Source organism: Martinezella lusitana, from assembly GCF_010668395.1.
Taxonomy (GTDB): domain Bacteria; phylum Pseudomonadota; class Alphaproteobacteria; order Rhizobiales; family Rhizobiaceae; genus Rhizobium; species Rhizobium lusitanum_A.
The window spans coordinates 214,520-231,385 of the sequence record NZ_WUEY01000007.1; the positions used below are offsets into that span (position 1 = coordinate 214,520).

15 protein-coding genes are annotated in these 16,866 nt (G+C 60.8%); 10 read left to right on the top strand and 5 right to left on the bottom strand.

The genetic code is table 11. The features are described 5' to 3' along the window. Positions 1–3 precede the first annotated feature (3 nt). The 4 genes from GR212_RS18065 to GR212_RS18080 form a co-directional block, all read right to left on the bottom strand. Positions 4–1,140 (bottom strand): DUF2333 family protein, encoded by a 1,137-nt coding sequence (locus GR212_RS18065; protein ID WP_163987952.1) that lies wholly within the window; start codon positions 1,138–1,140, stop codon positions 4–6. A 198-nt stretch (positions 1,141–1,338) separates the two neighbouring features. Next, a complete protein-coding gene (locus GR212_RS18070; protein WP_163987953.1) occupies positions 1,339–2,361 on the bottom strand; it encodes a hypothetical protein in 1,023 nt (340 codons plus the stop codon). Positions 2,362–2,433: 72 nt separating this feature from the next. Then, positions 2,434–2,820: a c-type cytochrome gene (locus GR212_RS18075; protein WP_163987954.1), complete on the bottom strand. Its 387-nt coding sequence runs from the start codon at positions 2,818–2,820 to the stop codon at positions 2,434–2,436. Positions 2,821–2,909: 89 nt separating this feature from the next. Further along, positions 2,910–3,491: a thymidine kinase gene (locus GR212_RS18080; protein WP_163987955.1), complete on the bottom strand. Its 582-nt coding sequence runs from the start codon at positions 3,489–3,491 to the stop codon at positions 2,910–2,912. A gap of 235 nt (positions 3,492–3,726) precedes the next feature. On the opposite strand from GR212_RS18080, the gene GR212_RS18085 reads away from it, so the two are divergent. From GR212_RS18085 to ade, 7 genes are all read left to right on the top strand, one after another. Then, the gene (locus tag GR212_RS18085; RefSeq protein ID WP_163987956.1) at positions 3,727–4,683 is read left to right on the top strand and encodes a choline ABC transporter substrate-binding protein; all 957 of its coding nucleotides are present in this window, start codon (positions 3,727–3,729) and stop codon (positions 4,681–4,683) included. A 181-nt stretch (positions 4,684–4,864) separates the two neighbouring features. Further along, a complete protein-coding gene (choW, locus tag GR212_RS18090; RefSeq protein ID WP_348643482.1) occupies positions 4,865–5,710 on the top strand; it encodes a choline ABC transporter permease subunit in 846 nt (281 codons plus the stop codon). Continuing rightward, positions 5,707–6,756 carry a choline ABC transporter ATP-binding protein gene (gene choV / locus GR212_RS18095; RefSeq protein WP_163987958.1) on the top strand — a complete coding sequence of 350 codons (1,050 nt, stop codon included), beginning with the start codon at positions 5,707–5,709 and terminating at the stop codon, positions 6,754–6,756. The genes choW and choV overlap by 4 nt, the downstream gene beginning before the upstream one ends. Before the next feature lie 36 nt (positions 6,757–6,792). Then, positions 6,793–7,284, top strand: coding sequence for a pyridoxamine 5'-phosphate oxidase family protein (locus tag GR212_RS18100; RefSeq protein ID WP_163987959.1), 492 nt, complete (start codon positions 6,793–6,795; stop codon positions 7,282–7,284). Between the two features lie 367 nt (positions 7,285–7,651). Next, positions 7,652–7,969: an ArsR/SmtB family transcription factor gene (locus GR212_RS18105; protein WP_004116664.1), complete on the top strand. Its 318-nt coding sequence runs from the start codon at positions 7,652–7,654 to the stop codon at positions 7,967–7,969. 365 nt (positions 7,970–8,334) lie between these two features. Further along, positions 8,335–9,663: an aspartate aminotransferase family protein gene (locus GR212_RS18110; protein WP_112803756.1), complete on the top strand. Its 1,329-nt coding sequence runs from the start codon at positions 8,335–8,337 to the stop codon at positions 9,661–9,663. A gap of 93 nt (positions 9,664–9,756) precedes the next feature. After that, the gene (ade, locus tag GR212_RS18115; RefSeq protein WP_204326639.1) at positions 9,757–11,454 is read left to right on the top strand and encodes an adenine deaminase; all 1,698 of its coding nucleotides are present in this window, start codon (positions 9,757–9,759) and stop codon (positions 11,452–11,454) included. Here ade and GR212_RS18120 read toward each other — a convergent pair whose 3' ends face one another. Beyond that, positions 11,455–13,101 (bottom strand): alpha-glucosidase family protein, encoded by a 1,647-nt coding sequence (locus tag GR212_RS18120; protein ID WP_163987961.1) that lies wholly within the window; start codon positions 13,099–13,101, stop codon positions 11,455–11,457. Between the two features lie 296 nt (positions 13,102–13,397). Between GR212_RS18120 and GR212_RS18125 the strand changes: the two genes are divergently transcribed. From GR212_RS18125 to GR212_RS18135, 3 genes are read left to right on the top strand one after another with little or no spacing between them, the layout of a single operon-like run. After that, positions 13,398–14,978 (top strand): peptide ABC transporter substrate-binding protein, encoded by a 1,581-nt coding sequence (locus tag GR212_RS18125; protein ID WP_163987962.1) that lies wholly within the window; start codon positions 13,398–13,400, stop codon positions 14,976–14,978. Positions 14,979–15,028: 50 nt separating this feature from the next. Further along, positions 15,029–15,952: an ABC transporter permease subunit gene (locus GR212_RS18130; protein WP_163987963.1), complete on the top strand. Its 924-nt coding sequence runs from the start codon at positions 15,029–15,031 to the stop codon at positions 15,950–15,952. Beyond that, a complete protein-coding gene (locus tag GR212_RS18135) occupies positions 15,949–16,866 on the top strand; it encodes an ABC transporter permease (protein ID WP_163987964.1) in 918 nt (305 codons plus the stop codon). Before GR212_RS18130 ends, GR212_RS18135 begins: the two co-directional genes overlap by 4 nt.

Below are 16,866 nucleotides of genomic sequence, written 5' to 3' on the forward strand. Positions count from 1 at the left end.
TGTTCAACGGCCACCCAGAACCGTGCGGATTTCGACGAGATTCGAACGCACGCGCAGGAGATGAAACCCCATCGTCGCGAGGTGGCTTGGCATGAAGGAGCTGTCTTCCGGCCCATTGGAGATGATCATCGGCTGAATGCGCAGCGCCGCCTGCAACATTCCGAGAGTGTCGTTCCAGAGCCTGCCGACATTGCGTTCGGCGATGACCTGCTGGAAGTCCGCGCCAGCCGCAGTCAGGATGCCGTAATTGGCGTAAAGCTGACCATAGGCAAACCAGAAACGATCGTCCGCGCGCATGTCGAACCATCCGTAGCTGTATTTCTGGGACCGGTCCGCCAATATGTTGGCTGTGTTGCCGAGGTCGCTGGACACATGGTCGATGAACTGCAGCAGATTATCCGCACGCCCGTCGAAAATAGCCTTGCAGTTGCCGAGGTCGGTGTTGAAGTTGCGCAGATTGGTGATCGCAGCGCGATAGTAGCTCGGCGTCGGGGTCTTCGGCCCGAAGGGATGCATTCCGAAATACCAGCTGGATTCGTCGAACTGCAGGTTGCCTCGCGCCTTCTGCAGGTCGCCGTTGATGCCGGACGTTCCCCGCACGCGACCGATCGTATCGACCAATTCCGCCGAGGTACGGCGAACCACCAGGTTTACCCCGCGCTGGAAGGAAGCCTTGTTGTCGAGAAAAGGCGTATCGTCCCATGAGATGCCGAAGAGACCGAGCTTGTAGAGCAGCATCGAGGAAATCCAGGCATTTTGGTTGACATTGAAGTCCGTCAGATCGGCAGCAACGTCGACGATTCCCGAGGTCTGGCAGCTATTCGGCGTCGCGGCCGCCTGCTGCCCATCCGCCGCCGGCAATTCCTGTCCGGCGGAGAACTTGCGTTCGGAAAACTTGTAGACATCCGGATATGACGGATTGAACCCGGTCCAGATCTGCGTCTGCCAGACGAAGTAGATGTAAAGCAGCGCCAGCAGCGTAACGAGCGCAACGACCGGCAGCTTGAGCAGCCAGTTGCCCTGGCGATACCAGCCGCGCGCCGCGAGAAACGGCCAGCTGAGCCCGACGAAAACCAACCCCAGCCATCGTCCGATGGCGGCCAAGATCCGCTTGAAGAATGCCGTGATCGAGTCAAGCATGGACACGTCTCCTAAACCGCACCGTGCATCCTGCCGACACGCGACGGACGCACCACACCGAACCTGCGCAACGGCCCTTGCGAACACTCCGGAGAGTTCTCGCGGCATAAGGCCTTATCGCAGCTCGCGTTCCAGCAAATATGTTTTCTTGGGAAAAACAACAACCATCTGCGTCGAATTTTCGGCACCGGAGAATAATCAACCCTCTGGTTGTGCTTCGTCGGCAGCCTTGTCCAGGCCGGCGGGAACGGGCAGCAGATGCGGCTCCAGCCGTCTTGTGAACACCGCATCGACATGCGCCTTTCGCGCCGCCAGGTCTTGCCCGGCCAGCACATTCGTCTCGAAAGCCCGGATCAGGCTCTCGACCGCCGCCGTTCGCACGACCGTCGCCGAAGCGGGATCGGCTTCCGTCTCCAATGCCTTGAGTAGGGCGATCCGCTGCTCGATATCGACGGCCAGCTTGGCGGCCATGGCGCTGACGGCGGCAATCTGACCGTTCAGGGCGGCCGCCAGCCGCTCATAGATATCGATGAGGCGCTGCCGCACCATTCGCGCCGACTGCAGCTCCTTTTCCTGCCGCCGGATGGTGTCCTGCTCGGCCAGCAGCTCGCGGTAATCCGCCTCCACCTCGGACTGCAGGTCGGCATGGCGCGAGGATGGACGGTTGCGCCGCTGGTACATCAGCTTTTCCGTCTGGGCATCGGCCCGGCGCTGCACCTGCTCGATCTCGAAATCGAGTTTGCGCCGGCGCTCGATCACGCCTTCGAGATGGAGCTCGCAATCGCGAAAGCACCGGGAGAACACAGGGCGGGCCTGCTTGAAAAGGAGATCGAGTTCGGCCGAGGCGTCCAGAACCGCCTCGAGTTCAGCGATGATCGCCTCGGGCTTCATCGGACTGCGCGCCAGCCGCCGGCCCAGAAGGCCGGCATTTTCCAGACCGACTTTCTCGTCGAACAACCGTCGATGCTGCAGATCCGCCTCCCCGGTCGCACGGTCCTGTTCCTTGACCAGCGACAGCGCCAGCGATTTCCAGCGATCCAGCAATTCGACCGCCTCGCGAACCAGCGTTTCCTCGACCGGGAAATTGATAGTTGAGATACGCGCTTCGCTCTTGTCATGAACAGCCAGCGTCGCCACGGCCGAACTCGCGCCGTTGATGGCATCATCCAGCGTCGTACGCGCCTTGTCGAGCATGCCATCGAAGGAATGAGGCTTGACCATGAAAGCATTCTCTCCCCTACCTCTGGGGCGAGACTAGCCGCTTCCGCCGGTGAAGGAAATGCTCCAAAACGACTATTGGGCAGCCGCCGGGTTCTTCAGATAGGCGATCACATTGTCGAGGTCTTTGTCGCTCTTCAGACCGGGAAACGTCATCCTGGTGCCTTTGACCAGAAACTGCGGCGCCGGCAGATATTTCCGCAGCAGCGCTTCATCCCAAACCTTGCCGTCGGCCCCGAAGGCCCGCATCGCCGGCGAATAGGAATAGTCCGGCACGCTTGCGACGGGCCGCCCCACCACTCCCATTAACGAGGGACCGACGCGGTTCGCGGGCGCCGTCGCCGTGTGGCAAGCGCCGCACCTCTTGAAAACAGCGGCTCCGGCAATCGCATCCCCATCCGCGAGCGCTGAAGACGCCGACGCAAGCGCGATGACGACCGGTATCAGAGAAAGCAGTTTCATCGTCCCTCCCGACCGGAACTCGCCCGTTTCCGGCGGCCACATGACCCAACCGGCCACGATGGCGTTTCAAATGGCGGAATTGCGACGGTTCACTCGCAGCTGATCGCCTCTTCCCAATGGTGGCGGCATAGCGAGACGTACTTGTCGCTGCCGCCGATCTCGATCTGCGCTCCCTCGCGCACGACTGCGCCGGCCGCATCCAGCCGCACGACCATCGTCGCCTTGCGTCCGCAATGGCAGATCGTGCGCACTTCGCGCAATTCGTCGGCAATGGTCAACAGCTCCTGCGATCCCGGGAAAAGGCGTCCATGGAAATCGGTGCGCAGCCCGTAGGTCATGACAGGCAGACCGAGGCGGTCGACGATATGGGCAAGCTGCCACACCTGCTCGCGCGTGAGGAACTGCGCTTCATCGACAAAAATGCATGCCAGCGGCTCGCCCGCATGCATGTCATCGACCATGGCGTAGAGATCGTCGCTGATCTCGAAGGGAATGGCATCCATCGACAATCCGATGCGGGAGGAGATCACACCGCGCCCGGCGCGATCGTCGAGAGCCGCGATGAAAGCTGCGGTGCGCATGCCGCGCTCCTGATAATTGTAGGCAGCCTGCAGCAGCATCGTCGACTTACCGGCGTTCATCGTCGAATAATGGAAGTAAAGCTTGGCCATGACATTCTCCTTGAATGCTTCATGGGTGCTGCGGAAGGAGAAGAAAAGATATCCCCGGCGAAAACCACAGGATTCAGATGAGCGCCAGGTTTGGGAGCCAAACACCTGGCGCCGTTCGGATGGAAAAAGACCGGCGTCGCAATCAGCCCCCTCAAACCGCCGCAAATACACTGTGGTCGCTTGAAAATGTCAGTTATTGATGGTTGCTTGGGAACGTTAGATTGGGAGTCACGCAATGATAAAAAAGACCCTTACTGCATTCGCTTTCGCTTCAGCTCTCTCCACACTGACCTTGGGCGCTACCGCCGCATCGGCCGCCGAAGCGGCGAGCTGTAGCACCGTACATTTCGCCGATGTGGGCTGGACCGACATCACCTCCACGACGGCAACCGCGTCCATTCTTCTGAAGGCCCTCGGCTACGACACCGACGTCAAGGTGCTCGCCGTTCCGGTGACCTATCAATCCCTCAAGAACAAGGACATCGACGTCTTCCTCGGCAACTGGATGCCGTCCATGGCCGAGAACATCAAGCCGTTCGCCGAGGACAAGTCGGTCGAAACCGTCCGCCCCAACCTCGAAGGCGCCAAGTACACGCTGGCGACCAACGAAAAGGGTGCGGAACTCGGCATCAAGGACTTCAAGGATATTGCCGCCCACAAGGACGATCTCGACGGCAAGATCTACGGCATCGAGCCGGGCAATGACGGCAACCGCCTGATCATCGACATGGTCGACAAGAACACCTTCAACCTGAAGGGCTTCGAAGTGGTCGAATCCTCCGAGCAGGGCATGCTCGCGCAGGTTTCCCGTGCCGACAAGGAAGGCAAGCCGATCATCTTCCTCGGCTGGGCGCCGCACCCGATGAACAGCACCTACAAGATGACCTATCTGTCCGGCGGTGACGACATCTTCGGACCGAACTACGGCGGCGCGACCGTCTATACCAACGTCCGGGCCGGCTACCTCCAGGAATGCCCGAACGTCGGCGCCTTCATCAAGAATCTCGTCTTCACCCTGCCGATGGAAAACGAAATCATGGGCAAGATCCTGAACGACGGCAAGGATCCGGAAGTGGCTGCAACGGAATGGCTGAAGGCCAACCCGGCAGCGGTTACGCCGTGGCTCGCAGGCGTCACCACCAAGGATGGCGGCGACGGCCTGGCAGCGGTCAAGGCCAAGCTCGGCTTGTAACATGGCGGATGGAGGGGCGGCTAAACCGCCCCTTTCTCTTCCTTGGATGGACTGCTTCCTTTCGCGTCCCGTCACCGCCCGGACATCGGCTTGCGGGACGTGACAGACCGTTATTCTTCGGCGGCGCCTCCGGAATCATACAAGACAATCGGAACAGCCGCCCCCAATCGTGGGCAAAGACGTGAACTGGTTAACCGATTACCGCATCCCCATCGGGCCATGGGCCAAAGCCATCGTCGACTGGCTGACGACCAACGTCACATGGTTTTTCGACGGGCTCTCCTTCGTGGTCGCGCATGTGATCAACGCGCTGCTGTTCCTTCTGCAGGCACCGCATCCGCTGATCGTCGTCGTCGTGTTCACCGCCGTTGCCTACTGGATGCGCCGGAGCGTCGGCGTGACAGCCCTCACCTTCATCGGCCTGCTCATCACCATCAACCAGGGCTACTGGAAGGAAACGACCGAGACCCTGGCGCTGGTGCTGGCTTCCACCTTCGTCAGCATGCTTGTCGGCGTGCCCCTCGGCATCGCTGCGGCCCGCCGCCCATGGCTCTTCGCCTTCATGCGGCCGATCCTCGACCTGATGCAGACCATCCCGACCTTCGTCTATCTGGTGCCGGCCATGATCCTGCTCGGCCTCGGCATGGTGCCGGGCCTGGTCGCTACCGTGGTCTTCGCCATACCCGCGCCCATCCGCATGACGCGCCTTGGCATCATTTCCACACCACCCTCGCTCGTCGAGGCTGCTGAATCCTTCGGCGCAACGCCACGCCAGGTGCTGCGCAAGGTCGAACTGCCCTTCGCCATGCCACAGATCATGGCCGGCCTGACGCAAACGATCATGCTGTCGCTCTCCATGGTGTCCATCGCCGCTCTCGTCGGCGCTCCCGGCCTCGGCGTACCGGTTCTGCGCGCGCTGAACAGCGTCAATGTCGCCAAGAGCTTCGATTCCGGTGCCTGCATCGTCATCCTGGCGATCATTCTCGACCGTATGTTCCGTGCCCCCGGCGAAGGAGACCGCTCATGACCGTCGCTGTCGGCTTCAAAAATGTCAGCATCATCTTCGGCGATCGCCCCGACAACGCGCTGAAACTCGTCGATGCGGGAAAGTCTCGCGATCAGATCGGCAAGGAAACGGGCATGGTGCTCGGCGTCGCCAATGCCTCGCTGGAAATCGAGGAAGGCGAGATCCTCGTGCTGATGGGGCTCTCCGGATCGGGCAAATCGACGCTGCTGCGCGCCGTCAACGGTCTCGCGCCGGTCGTGCGCGGCGATGTGGTCGTCAACAGCAAGAGCGGCCCCGTCAATCCCTATTCCTGCAGCCCGAAGGCTCTGCGCGACCTGCGCATGCACACAGTCTCCATGGTGTTCCAACAGTTCGCATTGCTGCCCTGGCGAACCGTCGCCGACAATGTCGGCTTCGGGCTCGAGCTTGCCGGCGTTCCGGAGGCCGAACGCAAGAAGCGCGTCGACGAACAGCTCCAGCTCGTCAATCTCACGCAATGGGCCAACCGCAAGGTCAACGAGCTGTCGGGCGGCATGCAGCAGCGTGTCGGCCTGGCGCGCGCCTTCGCGACCGGTGCGCCGATCCTGCTGATGGACGAGCCGTTCTCCGCGCTCGATCCGTTGATCCGCACCCGCCTGCAGGACGAACTCCTCGAATTCCAGCGCCGGCTGAAGCGGACGATCCTGTTCGTCAGCCACGATCTGGACGAGGCATTCCGCATCGGCAACCGCATCGCCATCATGGAGAGCGGGCACATCATCCAGTGCGGAACGCCGCAGGAGATCGTCAAGAACCCGGCCGATCAATACGTGGCCGATTTCGTGCAGCACATGAATCCGATCAGCATGCTGACGGCGCGGGATGTCATGCAGCACGGCGTCGGGCACTCGTCCAATGCCGGCTCCGTCACCGCCACGGCAACGGCGGCAACGCCGCTTGTCGATATCCTCGACGCCCTCACCCGCCAGCCGGGCAACATCGGCGTGGTTGACAACGGCACCATTATCGGAACGATCTCGGCGCAAGACGTGGTGGCCGGCCTGACCAGCCATCGGCGAAGGGAGTAGCCGTTCCTGGCTGCTCCTCAATTCATGGAGCAGTTAATGAACGATAAACCATCGGTAATCAGGGAAACGGACGAGGATGCGCGCCAGCAGGCGCGCGGCCTCATGCATGAGGCCGCTCATGCGGCCCTTGCCGTCATCGACCCCGAAACCGGTTTTCCCTCCGTCAGCCGCGTGCTGATTGCCATCGATGCCGATGGCGCTCCCGTCATTCTTGTCTCCGGCCTCTCCTCGCACACCAAGGCCCTGACGAAGGATCCCCGCGCTTCGGTGCTTTTCGGCGAACCCGGCAAGGGCGATCCCCTCGCCCATCCCCGCCTGACCGTGCGTTGCAGCGCGGAGCGGATCGATCGGCAGGATGAAGCGCACGAACGCATTCGCGGGCTTTTCCTCGAACGCCACCCGAAGTCCAAGCTCTATATCGACTTTCCGGATTTCTGCTTTTTCCGCCTCGTTCCGCTCGATGCCAGCCTGAACGGCGGCTTCGGAAAGGCCTACATTCTGTCCGCCGGGGACCTGATGATGCTTTAAGCCGAAAATAAAATTCGGCGGCGCTGGGAGCGCGCGATAGTGCGAGATTTAGTAGCCGGGCAGCTTAATGCGGCAACGACCATTATTGGTAGGTTGCAATCAGGTTGTGACCGAATTTGGCATATTTGTGACCCGGAAACGATAATATCGACCTATTTTGGGCTAATTGAGCCCCTGAACGGGACGCAGGGCATCGTTCCTATTATTGCGAGGTCATCATACATACATACCTAAAATAGCATACTCGATACCTTAAATTTAGGTATATACAATCTTCGACGCCTCTTGGTATTGTTAGAAATCGGTTGGTACCGGTTTAGAAATAGCACAGTTTCTGATGTACGCTCCGCATTGGGAAGTTTAACAGATGAAGACAAGAAATTTGGCCGAACACTCTAATGTTGCGGCAGCATTACTATCAGCAATGGCAAACCCGAAGCGTCTTTTGATCCTTTGCAGTCTTGTTAAGGGTGAGGTTCCGGTTGGCGTTCTTGCCAATCAGGTCGGCTTGAGTCAGTCGGCGCTTTCGCAGCATCTTTCGAAGCTGCGCGCTCAGAAACTGGTCAAGACGCGTCGCGATGCTCAAACGATTTACTACTCCAGCACATCGGAATCCGTCATTCGGGTTCTCGAAACGCTGGAAGACATTTATTGTGAGCCGGAAAAAAGTAGATCGGCTGCTTAAGAGCCTTCAATCGCTCTGGGTCTGCTGACGAACGATCCGTGGGGGGACACTTAAAACCCTGAAGATCGACTTACTTCATTACCAGGTGTTTTATCATTTTTAACTGGCAAGTCCGTTGGATTTGCCAGTTTTTTCATGTCTGCCCGGGCAAGGATCGGCATCCGTGCAGGCGCCCCCGCTTTGAACCGCGCACCCGACGACGCTCGTCGATTCCGCCCCGATCCGCAGCCGCGCTCCACCCTTTCAGCCCATCTTTGCCTTGACGCAAAAGGGCCTGCTGATAATTTGACCAGGCAGTAAAATATAATCGCGCCGCATAGCGCCGCGATCGGGAAATGGCCCCCGAATGGCCATTGGAGAACAGCATGTCGGACCGTTTGAATGCCACCCCCAACGATTTGCGCGCCTTCTGGATGCCGTTTACGGCCAACCGCCAGTTCAAGAAGGAGCCGCGCCTCTTCGTCGGCGCCAAGGATATGTACTACACCACCCACGACGGTCGGCAGGTACTGGACGGGACTGCAGGACTGTGGTGCGTAAACGCCGGACACTGCCGGCCCAAGATCACCGAGGCCATTGCCCAGCAGGCCGGCGAGCTTGACTATGCGCCCGCCTTCCAGCTCGGCCACCCGAAGGCGTTCGAATTGGCGAACCGCCTGGTGGACATCGCCCCGGATGGCCTGGATCATGTCCTCTATACCAACTCCGGTTCGGAATCGGTCGAGACGGCCCTGAAGATCGCGCTTGCCTATCACCGCGTGAAGGGCAACGGTTCGCGCTTCCGCCTCATCGGCCGCGAACGCGGCTATCACGGCGTCAATTTCGGCGGCATCTCCGTCGGTGGCATCGTCACCAACCGCAAGATGTTCGGCACGCTGCTGACCGGTGTCGATCACATGCCGCACACGCATGTTCCCGGCAAGAACGCCTTCACGCGCGGCGAGCCCGAGCATGGCGGCGATATCGCCAGCGAGCTGGAGCGCATCGTCACGCTGCATGACGCCTCGACCATCGCAGCCGTCATCGTCGAGCCGGTTGCCGGCTCCACCGGCGTGCTCATCCCGCCGAAAGGCTACCTGCAGAAGCTGCGCGAAATCTGCACCAAGCACGGCATCCTGCTGATTTTCGACGAGGTCATCACCGGCTTCGGTCGCCTCGGCACCCCGTTCGCGGCTCAGTATTACGACGTGAAGCCGGACATGATCACCACCGCCAAGGGCCTGACCAACGGCGTCATCCCGATGGGCGCGGTCTTCGTCACCTCGGAGATCCATGACGCCTTCATGCAGGGACCCGAGCATATGATCGAGTTCTTCCACGGCTATACCTATTCCGGCAACCCGATCGCCTCCGCCGCGGCACTTGCGACGCTCGACACCTACAAGGAAGAAGGCCTGCTGACCCGCGCAGCCGAGCTTTCCGACTACTGGGCCGATGCCTTGCATTCGCTGAAGGACTGCCCGAACGTCATCGACATCAGGAACACCGGCCTGATCGGCGCCATCGAGCTCGACCCCATCGCCGGCGAGCCCACCAAGCGCGCCTTCACAGCCTTCCTGAAGGCATATGAAAAGGGCCTGCTGATCCGCACCACCGGCGACATCATCGCCCTCTCGCCGCCGCTCATCATCGAGAAGCATCACATAGACGAGCTGTTCGGCAAGCTTCGCGAGATCTTGCAGAATAATATCTGAGGCATAAGCTCGAACACATCTCCGCCCCTCACGCCTCCTCTTGTAACAGCAAGAGAGCCGGCGTGAGGGGCGATCCATATGCGAGGGACACACATGACCACCAAACTCGAACGCTATATCGACCAGGGCGTCGGCCGGGAGCCTGCGGACATCGTGCTGAAAAACGGCCGGTTCTTCGATCTGGTGACGGGAGAGCTGGTCGCTTCCGATATCGCCATTTGCGGCGACCGCATCGTCGGCACCTGCGGCGACTATCAAGGGCGTCAGGAGATCGATATTTCCGGCCGCATCGTCGTGCCGGGTTTCATCGACACCCACCTCCACATCGAATCCTCGCTGGTGACGCCGCTCGAATTCGACCGCTGCGTCCTGCCCTATGGCGTCACGACGGTCATCTGCGATCCGCATGAGATCGCCAACGTGCTCGGCACCGAAGGCATCCGCTATTTCCTGGATTGCTCGCTGGAAACGATCATGGATATTCGCGTCCAGCTTTCCTCCTGCGTGCCGGCCACGCATCTGGAAACCTCGGGTGCCGATCTGCCGATCGAAACGCTGCTGCCCTTCCGCAACCATCCGCAGGTGATCGGCCTTGCCGAATTCATGAATTTCCCCGGCGTGGTCCACAAGGATCCCGTCTGCATGGCCAAGCTCGAAGCCTTCCAGGGCGGCCATATCGACGGCCACGCCCCTCTGCTGCGTGGCAACGATCTCAACGGATATCTCGCCGCCGGCATCCGCACGGAACATGAATCGACGACGGCCGAAGAAGCGCTGGAAAAGATCCGCAAGGGCATGCATGTGCTGGTGCGTGAAGGCTCCGTCTCCAAGGACCTGCATGCGCTGATGCCGATCATCACCGAGCGCCTGTCGCCCTATCTCGCGCTCTGTACCGACGACCGCAACCCGCTCGACATCGCCGAACAGGGCCATCTCGATTATATGATCCGCACGGCAATCGCCCATGGCATCGAGCCGCTGGCAATCTATCGCGCGGCCTCCATTTCGGCCGCCCGCGCCTTCGGCCTGCGGGATCGAGGCCTGGTGGCGCCCGGCTGGCGTGCGGATCTCGTCGTCGTCGACAGCCTTGAGAACTGCAAGGCCGAGATCGTCTTCTCGGCAGGCCGCCGCGTCACGGCCGAGCTCTTCGCTACCCGCAAGCCCATCGCCCCGGTCGGCCTCGACAGCGTCAAGGCCCGCCCGATCAACGCCGCCGATTTCGGCGTGCCGCTCAACGAAGGCGAAAGCTCCGTCATCGGCGTGATGCCCGGCAAGATCATCACCGAGCACCGCCGTTATCGGCTGCCCGCCAAGGGCAATCAGACCGATATCGACCTCGGCAACGATGTCATCAAGGTCGCCGTCATCGAGCGGCACGGCAAGAACGGCAACCACGCCAACGGCTTCGTCCAGGGGTTTGGGCTGAAGAAGGGCGCGATCGCCTCGACCGTCGGCCATGACAGCCACAATATCTGCGTCGTCGGCGTCAACGAGGATGACATGGCGCTCGCCGCCAACCGCCTCAGCGATATCAACGGCGGCTTCGTCGTCGTCGAGGATGGCGTCGTGACAGGCGAAATCGCCCTGCCCGTCGCCGGCCTGATGAGCCTGGAACCATACGAAAGCGTGCGCGACACGCTGCACGATCTGCGCCAGGCGGCCTATGCGCTCGGCGCGACGCTGGAAGAGCCTTTCCTCCAGCTCGCCTTCCTGCCCCTGCCCGTCATTCCGCATCTGAAGATATCGGACAGAGGCCTTGTCGATGTCGACAAGTTCATGCTGATCGGCTGATCAGGCGAGCTTGCCGCAATAGACGTCGAGCGCGGCGAGCACCACCGTCGCGCCGGCATCCGCCGTTCCAAAACCCGGCATGGCGATCGTCTTGGCCAGCTTGATCCCCTTCGGCAGGGCAACCTTTACCGGCTTGCGGGAGAGATTGAAGACGAACAGCAGCGTCTCGCCGCCCTTGGAGCGCGTGAAGGCGAGAACATCCTCCTTGGTATCGAGGAAGGTCATATCGCCATCGCGCAAGGCCGCATAATCCCTGCGGAAGGCCAGTGTCTGCCGATAGTGGTGCAGCACCGAATCTCCGTCCGCCTCCTGCTTGTCGACGGCGAGCGCCGCATGCTGGTAGGGAACCGGCAGCCATGACTTGTCCGCGGTCGTGAAACCCGCATGGGCGCGGCTCGCCTCCCAGGGCATCGGCGTGCGGCATCCGTCACGTCCCTTGAACGCCGGCCAGAAACGAATGCCGTAGGGATCGCGCAGATCCTCGAAGGCAAGCTCCGCCTCGGGCAGGCCGAGCTCTTCCCCCTGATACAGGCAGATCGAGCCACGCAGGGTGGACAGCAGCGAAATCGCCAGCTTCGCGACGCGGGGCTGCTCTTCCTCCGTCTCGGCAAAACGGCTGACATGGCGCTGGACGTCATGGTTGGAGAAAGCCCAGCAGACCCAGCCGTCGACGACGTTATCCTGGAAATCGCCGACACAGCGGCGGAAATGCGCCGGCGTGAAATCAGGACCGAGCAGATCGAAGGTGTAGCACATATGCAGTTTGTCGCCGCCGCTGGTATAGGCCGCGACCGTCTGCAGCGAGCGTGCGCCGTCGCCCACCTCACCGACGGTCGTACGATCCTCATACTGGTCGAGCAGCGCCCGGAACCGCTTCAGGAAGCCGATATTCTCCGGCTGTGTCTTGTCATAGAGATGGTTCTGCATCCCGTAGGGGTTGCTCTCGGGCGCATCGAGACCGCCCGTCGCGACGAGTGCCGGCGGATTGTCGCGCAATTCCTTGTCGCAGAAATAGTAGTTGACCGTATCCAGGCGGAAGCCGTCCACGCCGCGGTCGAGCCAGAATTTTACCGCCGCCAGCACCGCGTCCTGAACCTTCGGATTATGGAAGTTCAGGTCCGGCTGAGAGGTCAGGAAGTTGTGCTGGTAATATTGCCGGCGCACGCCGTCCCATTCCCAGCCCGGCCCGCCGAAGATCGACAGCCAGTTGTTCGGCGCCGTGCCATCCGGCTTCGGATCGGCCCAGACATACCAGTCCGCCTTGGGATTGTCGCGGCTTGTCCGGCTTTCCACGAACCACGGGTGCCGGTCCGAGGTGTGCGAGATCACCTGGTCTATGATGACCTTGAGCCCCAGCTCGTGCGCCGCCGCCATCATCTCGTCGAAATCGGCCAGCGTGCCGAAAATCGGATCGACATCGCAGTAATCGGCGACGTCGTAGCCCATATCGGCCATCGGCGAGGTGAAGAACGGCGCCAGCCAGATCGCATCGACCCCGAGTGCCGCAATGTGAGGCAGGCGTCGGGTAATACCCTTGATGTCGCCGAGCCCGTTGGCATCCGTATCCTGAAACGACCGCGGGTAGACCTGATAGATCACCGCCCCGCGCCACCAATCGGCTCCCGCCGCCTTATTCGTCGATTTCATCAACCCGCCTCGATATCGCACAAGGCTGCCCAGTTTGCACACTCGCGCGCGGGCGGCAAGCCGCCAAACGGTAGAAGGAAAGATCGCTACTATCAGGACGCGTAAATTCGCAGTATCAATTTTAGAGAATTATCAACATGGAAATCCACGCGCTGAGCACCTCCGACTCTTTTGGGCTTGAAAGCGACGTCGCTTTGGATAGGTTCCGGCATTGACCTGCACGTACAGGTCACCTGTGGAAATAAAAATACCCCTGTAAAATCAGGGACAATAACTCCAGAAAGGTGGGAAAAGGCATGACTCATTTCACCAGAAAATTTCTAGCGACGGCTCTCGTCAGCACGGTATTGAGCTTCTCCGCGCACGCCGCGACCCTCAATATCCACAACGGCGGCGACCCCACGTCGCTCGACCCGCAAAAAATTTCCGGCGATTGGGAAAACCGCATCGACGGCGATATTTTCGAAGGGCTGGTGACTGAGGACCCCAAGGACAATCCCATCCCCGGCCAGGCTGCAAGCTGGACGGTTTCGCCCGACCAGAAGGTCTATACCTTCAAGCTGCGCGACGGCATCAAGTGGTCCGACGGCCAGCCGGTGACGGCTCAGGACTTCGTTTTCGCCTTCCAGCGCCTGATGGATCCGAAGACCGCCGCCCAGTACGCCTATCTGCAATACACGATCAAGAACGCGGAAAAGATCAACAAGGGCGAGATCAAGGATCTGACCCAGCTCGGCGTCAAGGCGATCGACGACAAGACGCTGGAAATCACGCTTGAGAACCCGACGCCCTACTTCCTCAACGCCTTGATGCACTACACGGCCTATCCGCTGCCGAAGCATGTCGTCGAAGCAAAGGGCGATGCGTGGGTCAAGATCGAGAACATCGTCACCAACGGTCCTTACAAGCCGGTCGAATGGGTGCCCGGTTCGCACGTCTCCAACGTCAAGAACGATCAGTATTATGACGCCAAGGACGTGAAGATCGACAAGGTGAACTTCTACACCCTCGAAGATCAGGCCGCCGCTCTGAAGCGCTATCGCGCCGGCGAGTTCGATATTCTCACCTCGTTCCCCGCCGATCAGTACGAGTGGATCCAGAAGAACCTTCCCGGCCAGGCACATGTGGTGCCGTTCCTCGGCACCTATTACTATGTTGTGAACGCCACCAAGCCGCCCTTCAACGACAAGCGCGTCCGACAGGCTCTCTCCATGGCCGTCAACCGCGAAGTCATCGGCCCGAAGATCCTCGGCACCGGCGAACTGCCGATGTATTCCTGGGTTCCGCCGGGCACGGCCAATTATGGCGAGCCTGCCTATGTCAGCTGGAAGGACGAGCCTTACAAGCAGAAGGTAGAAGAGGCCAAGAAGCTCCTGAAGGACGCAGGCTTCGGCCCCGACCATCCGCTGAAGGCGCAGCTGCGCTACAACACCAACGACAACCACAAGCGCATCGCCGTCGCGATCGCCGCCATGTGGAAGCCGCTCGGCGTCGATATCGAGCTCTACAACACCGAAACCAAGGTGCATTACGATGAAATGCAGCGTGGCGAGGTGCAGATCGGCCGCGCCGGCTGGCTCGCCGACTACAACGACCCGATCAACTTCCTCAACCTGCTGTCCACCGGCGTCGAAATGAACTACGGCCGCTGGAGCAACCCGGATTACGACGCGCTGATCAAGCAGGGCAATGAAGAAACCGACCTGAAGAAGCGCGCCGAAATCTACAAGAAGGCCGAACAGCTGGCTCTCGACGACAGCGCCGCGATCCCGATCTACTACTACGTTTCCCAGAACATCGTCGCCCCGAAGGTCGAGGGCTTCGTGGATAATATTCAGGACATCCACCGCACTCGCTGGCTGTCGATCAAAGAATAATTGGGAACAGGCCCTCTCCCGCATAAACCGGGAGGGGGCCGTTTAAAAACATGTTTGGCTATGCTCTCCGCCGTCTGCTGTCGACAATCCCCGTGCTTTGGATTGCCGTGACAGTGTGCTTTTTCATTTTGCGCCTCGCTCCCGGCGGCCCCTTCGATGGCGAAAGGCCATTGCCGCCGGAAGTCAAAGCCAACCTTGCGGCCCACTACAATCTGGACAAGCCCCTGGTTGAGCAATACCTGATCTATGTCGGCGACGTCATGAAGGGCGACCTTGGCCCCTCCTTCGCCAATCAAGATTTCACCGTCACCCAGCAGATCATGTCCGGCTTTCCCTACACGCTGACCATCGGCGGCGCGGCCTTCGTGCTCGCAACCGTCGTCGGCGTCTTCATAGGCTGTCTTGGCGCACTCTATCAGAACCGCGCGGCCGATTACTGGCTGGGCGGCGGCCTCCTCGTCGGCCTGGTCATGCCGAGCTTCCTGATCGCCCCGATCCTTCAGCTCGTCTTCGGCAACACGCTCGGCTGGCTGCCGGTCGGCGGCTGGGGCGACGGCTCGATCCGGTTCCTGATCCTGCCTATCATCGTCCTGACGTTGCCGCACGCGGCACGCATCTCCCGCCTCATGCGCGGCTCGATGATCGAGGTGATGAGCCAGAACTTCATCCGCACCGCCAAGGCCAAGGGCATCGGCCCGCGGCTGACCGTGATGCGGCACGCATTGAAGCCGGCCATGATGCCCGTCGTCTCCTATCTGGGACCGGCGGCCAGCTACCTCCTCACCGGCTCGCTGGTCGTGGAAAGCATCTTCGGCCTGCCCGGCGTCGGCCGTTACTTCGTCGGAGCGGCGCTTAATCGCGATTACGGCATGGTCCTCGGCACCGTCATTTTCTACATGGTGCTGATCGTGGTCCTCAATCTCCTGGTCGACATCGCCTATGCCTGGCTCGACCCGAAAGTGAGAATGCGATGATCCTCAATTCCGCCAAGAGAGAATTGCTGGAAGCGGAACTGCTTTCGGCTGAAGGGCTCGCACCCAAGGGGCGCTCCCTCACCGGCGATGCGATGCGTCGCCTGCTGCGCAACAAGGCGGCGGCGCTTTCGCTGATCGTGCTGGCGGCGCTGGTGCTCATCGCCATTTTCGGCCCGAGCTTCCTTCCCTTCAACTATGAGGATCCGGACTGGAACTCCTTCCGAGGCGCTCCGGACTTCGCCGCAGGCCACTATTTCGGCACCGACGGCAATGGCCGCGACCTGCTGGCGCGCACGCTTTACGGCACACGCGTTTCGCTGACCGTCGCCCTCGTCGCCACCCTCGTCTCGGTCGTCATCGGCGTGCTCTACGGCGCCGTGTCAGGCTATTTCGGCGGTCGCGTCGATGCGATCATGATGCGCTTCGTCGATATCATGTACGCCCTGCCCTACGTGCTCTTCGTCATCCTGCTGATGGTGATCTTCGGCCGCAACGTCTATCTGCTGTTTGCGGCGATCGGTGCGCTCGAATGGCTGACCATGGCCCGCATCGTCCGCGGCCAGACCCTGTCGATCAAGCAGCGGGAATTCATCGAAGCCGCCCGCGCCTCCGGGCAGCGGTCGTTCAAGATCATCCTCAAGCATATCGTGCCGAACCTCGTCGGTCCGGTCGTCATCTATGCGACGCTCACCATTCCGGAAATCATCGCGACCGAAAGCTTCCTCTCCTATCTCGGCTTCGGCGTCCAGGAGCCGCTGACGTCGCTCGGCACGCTGATTGCCGAAGGCTCGGCCGGCATGGAGACGACGCCCTGGCTGCTGTTCTTCCCGGCCGGATTCCTGATCGCGCTGCTGATGAGCCTGCTCTTCATCGGCGACGGCCTGCGCGACGCTTTCGATCCGAAGGATCGCTGA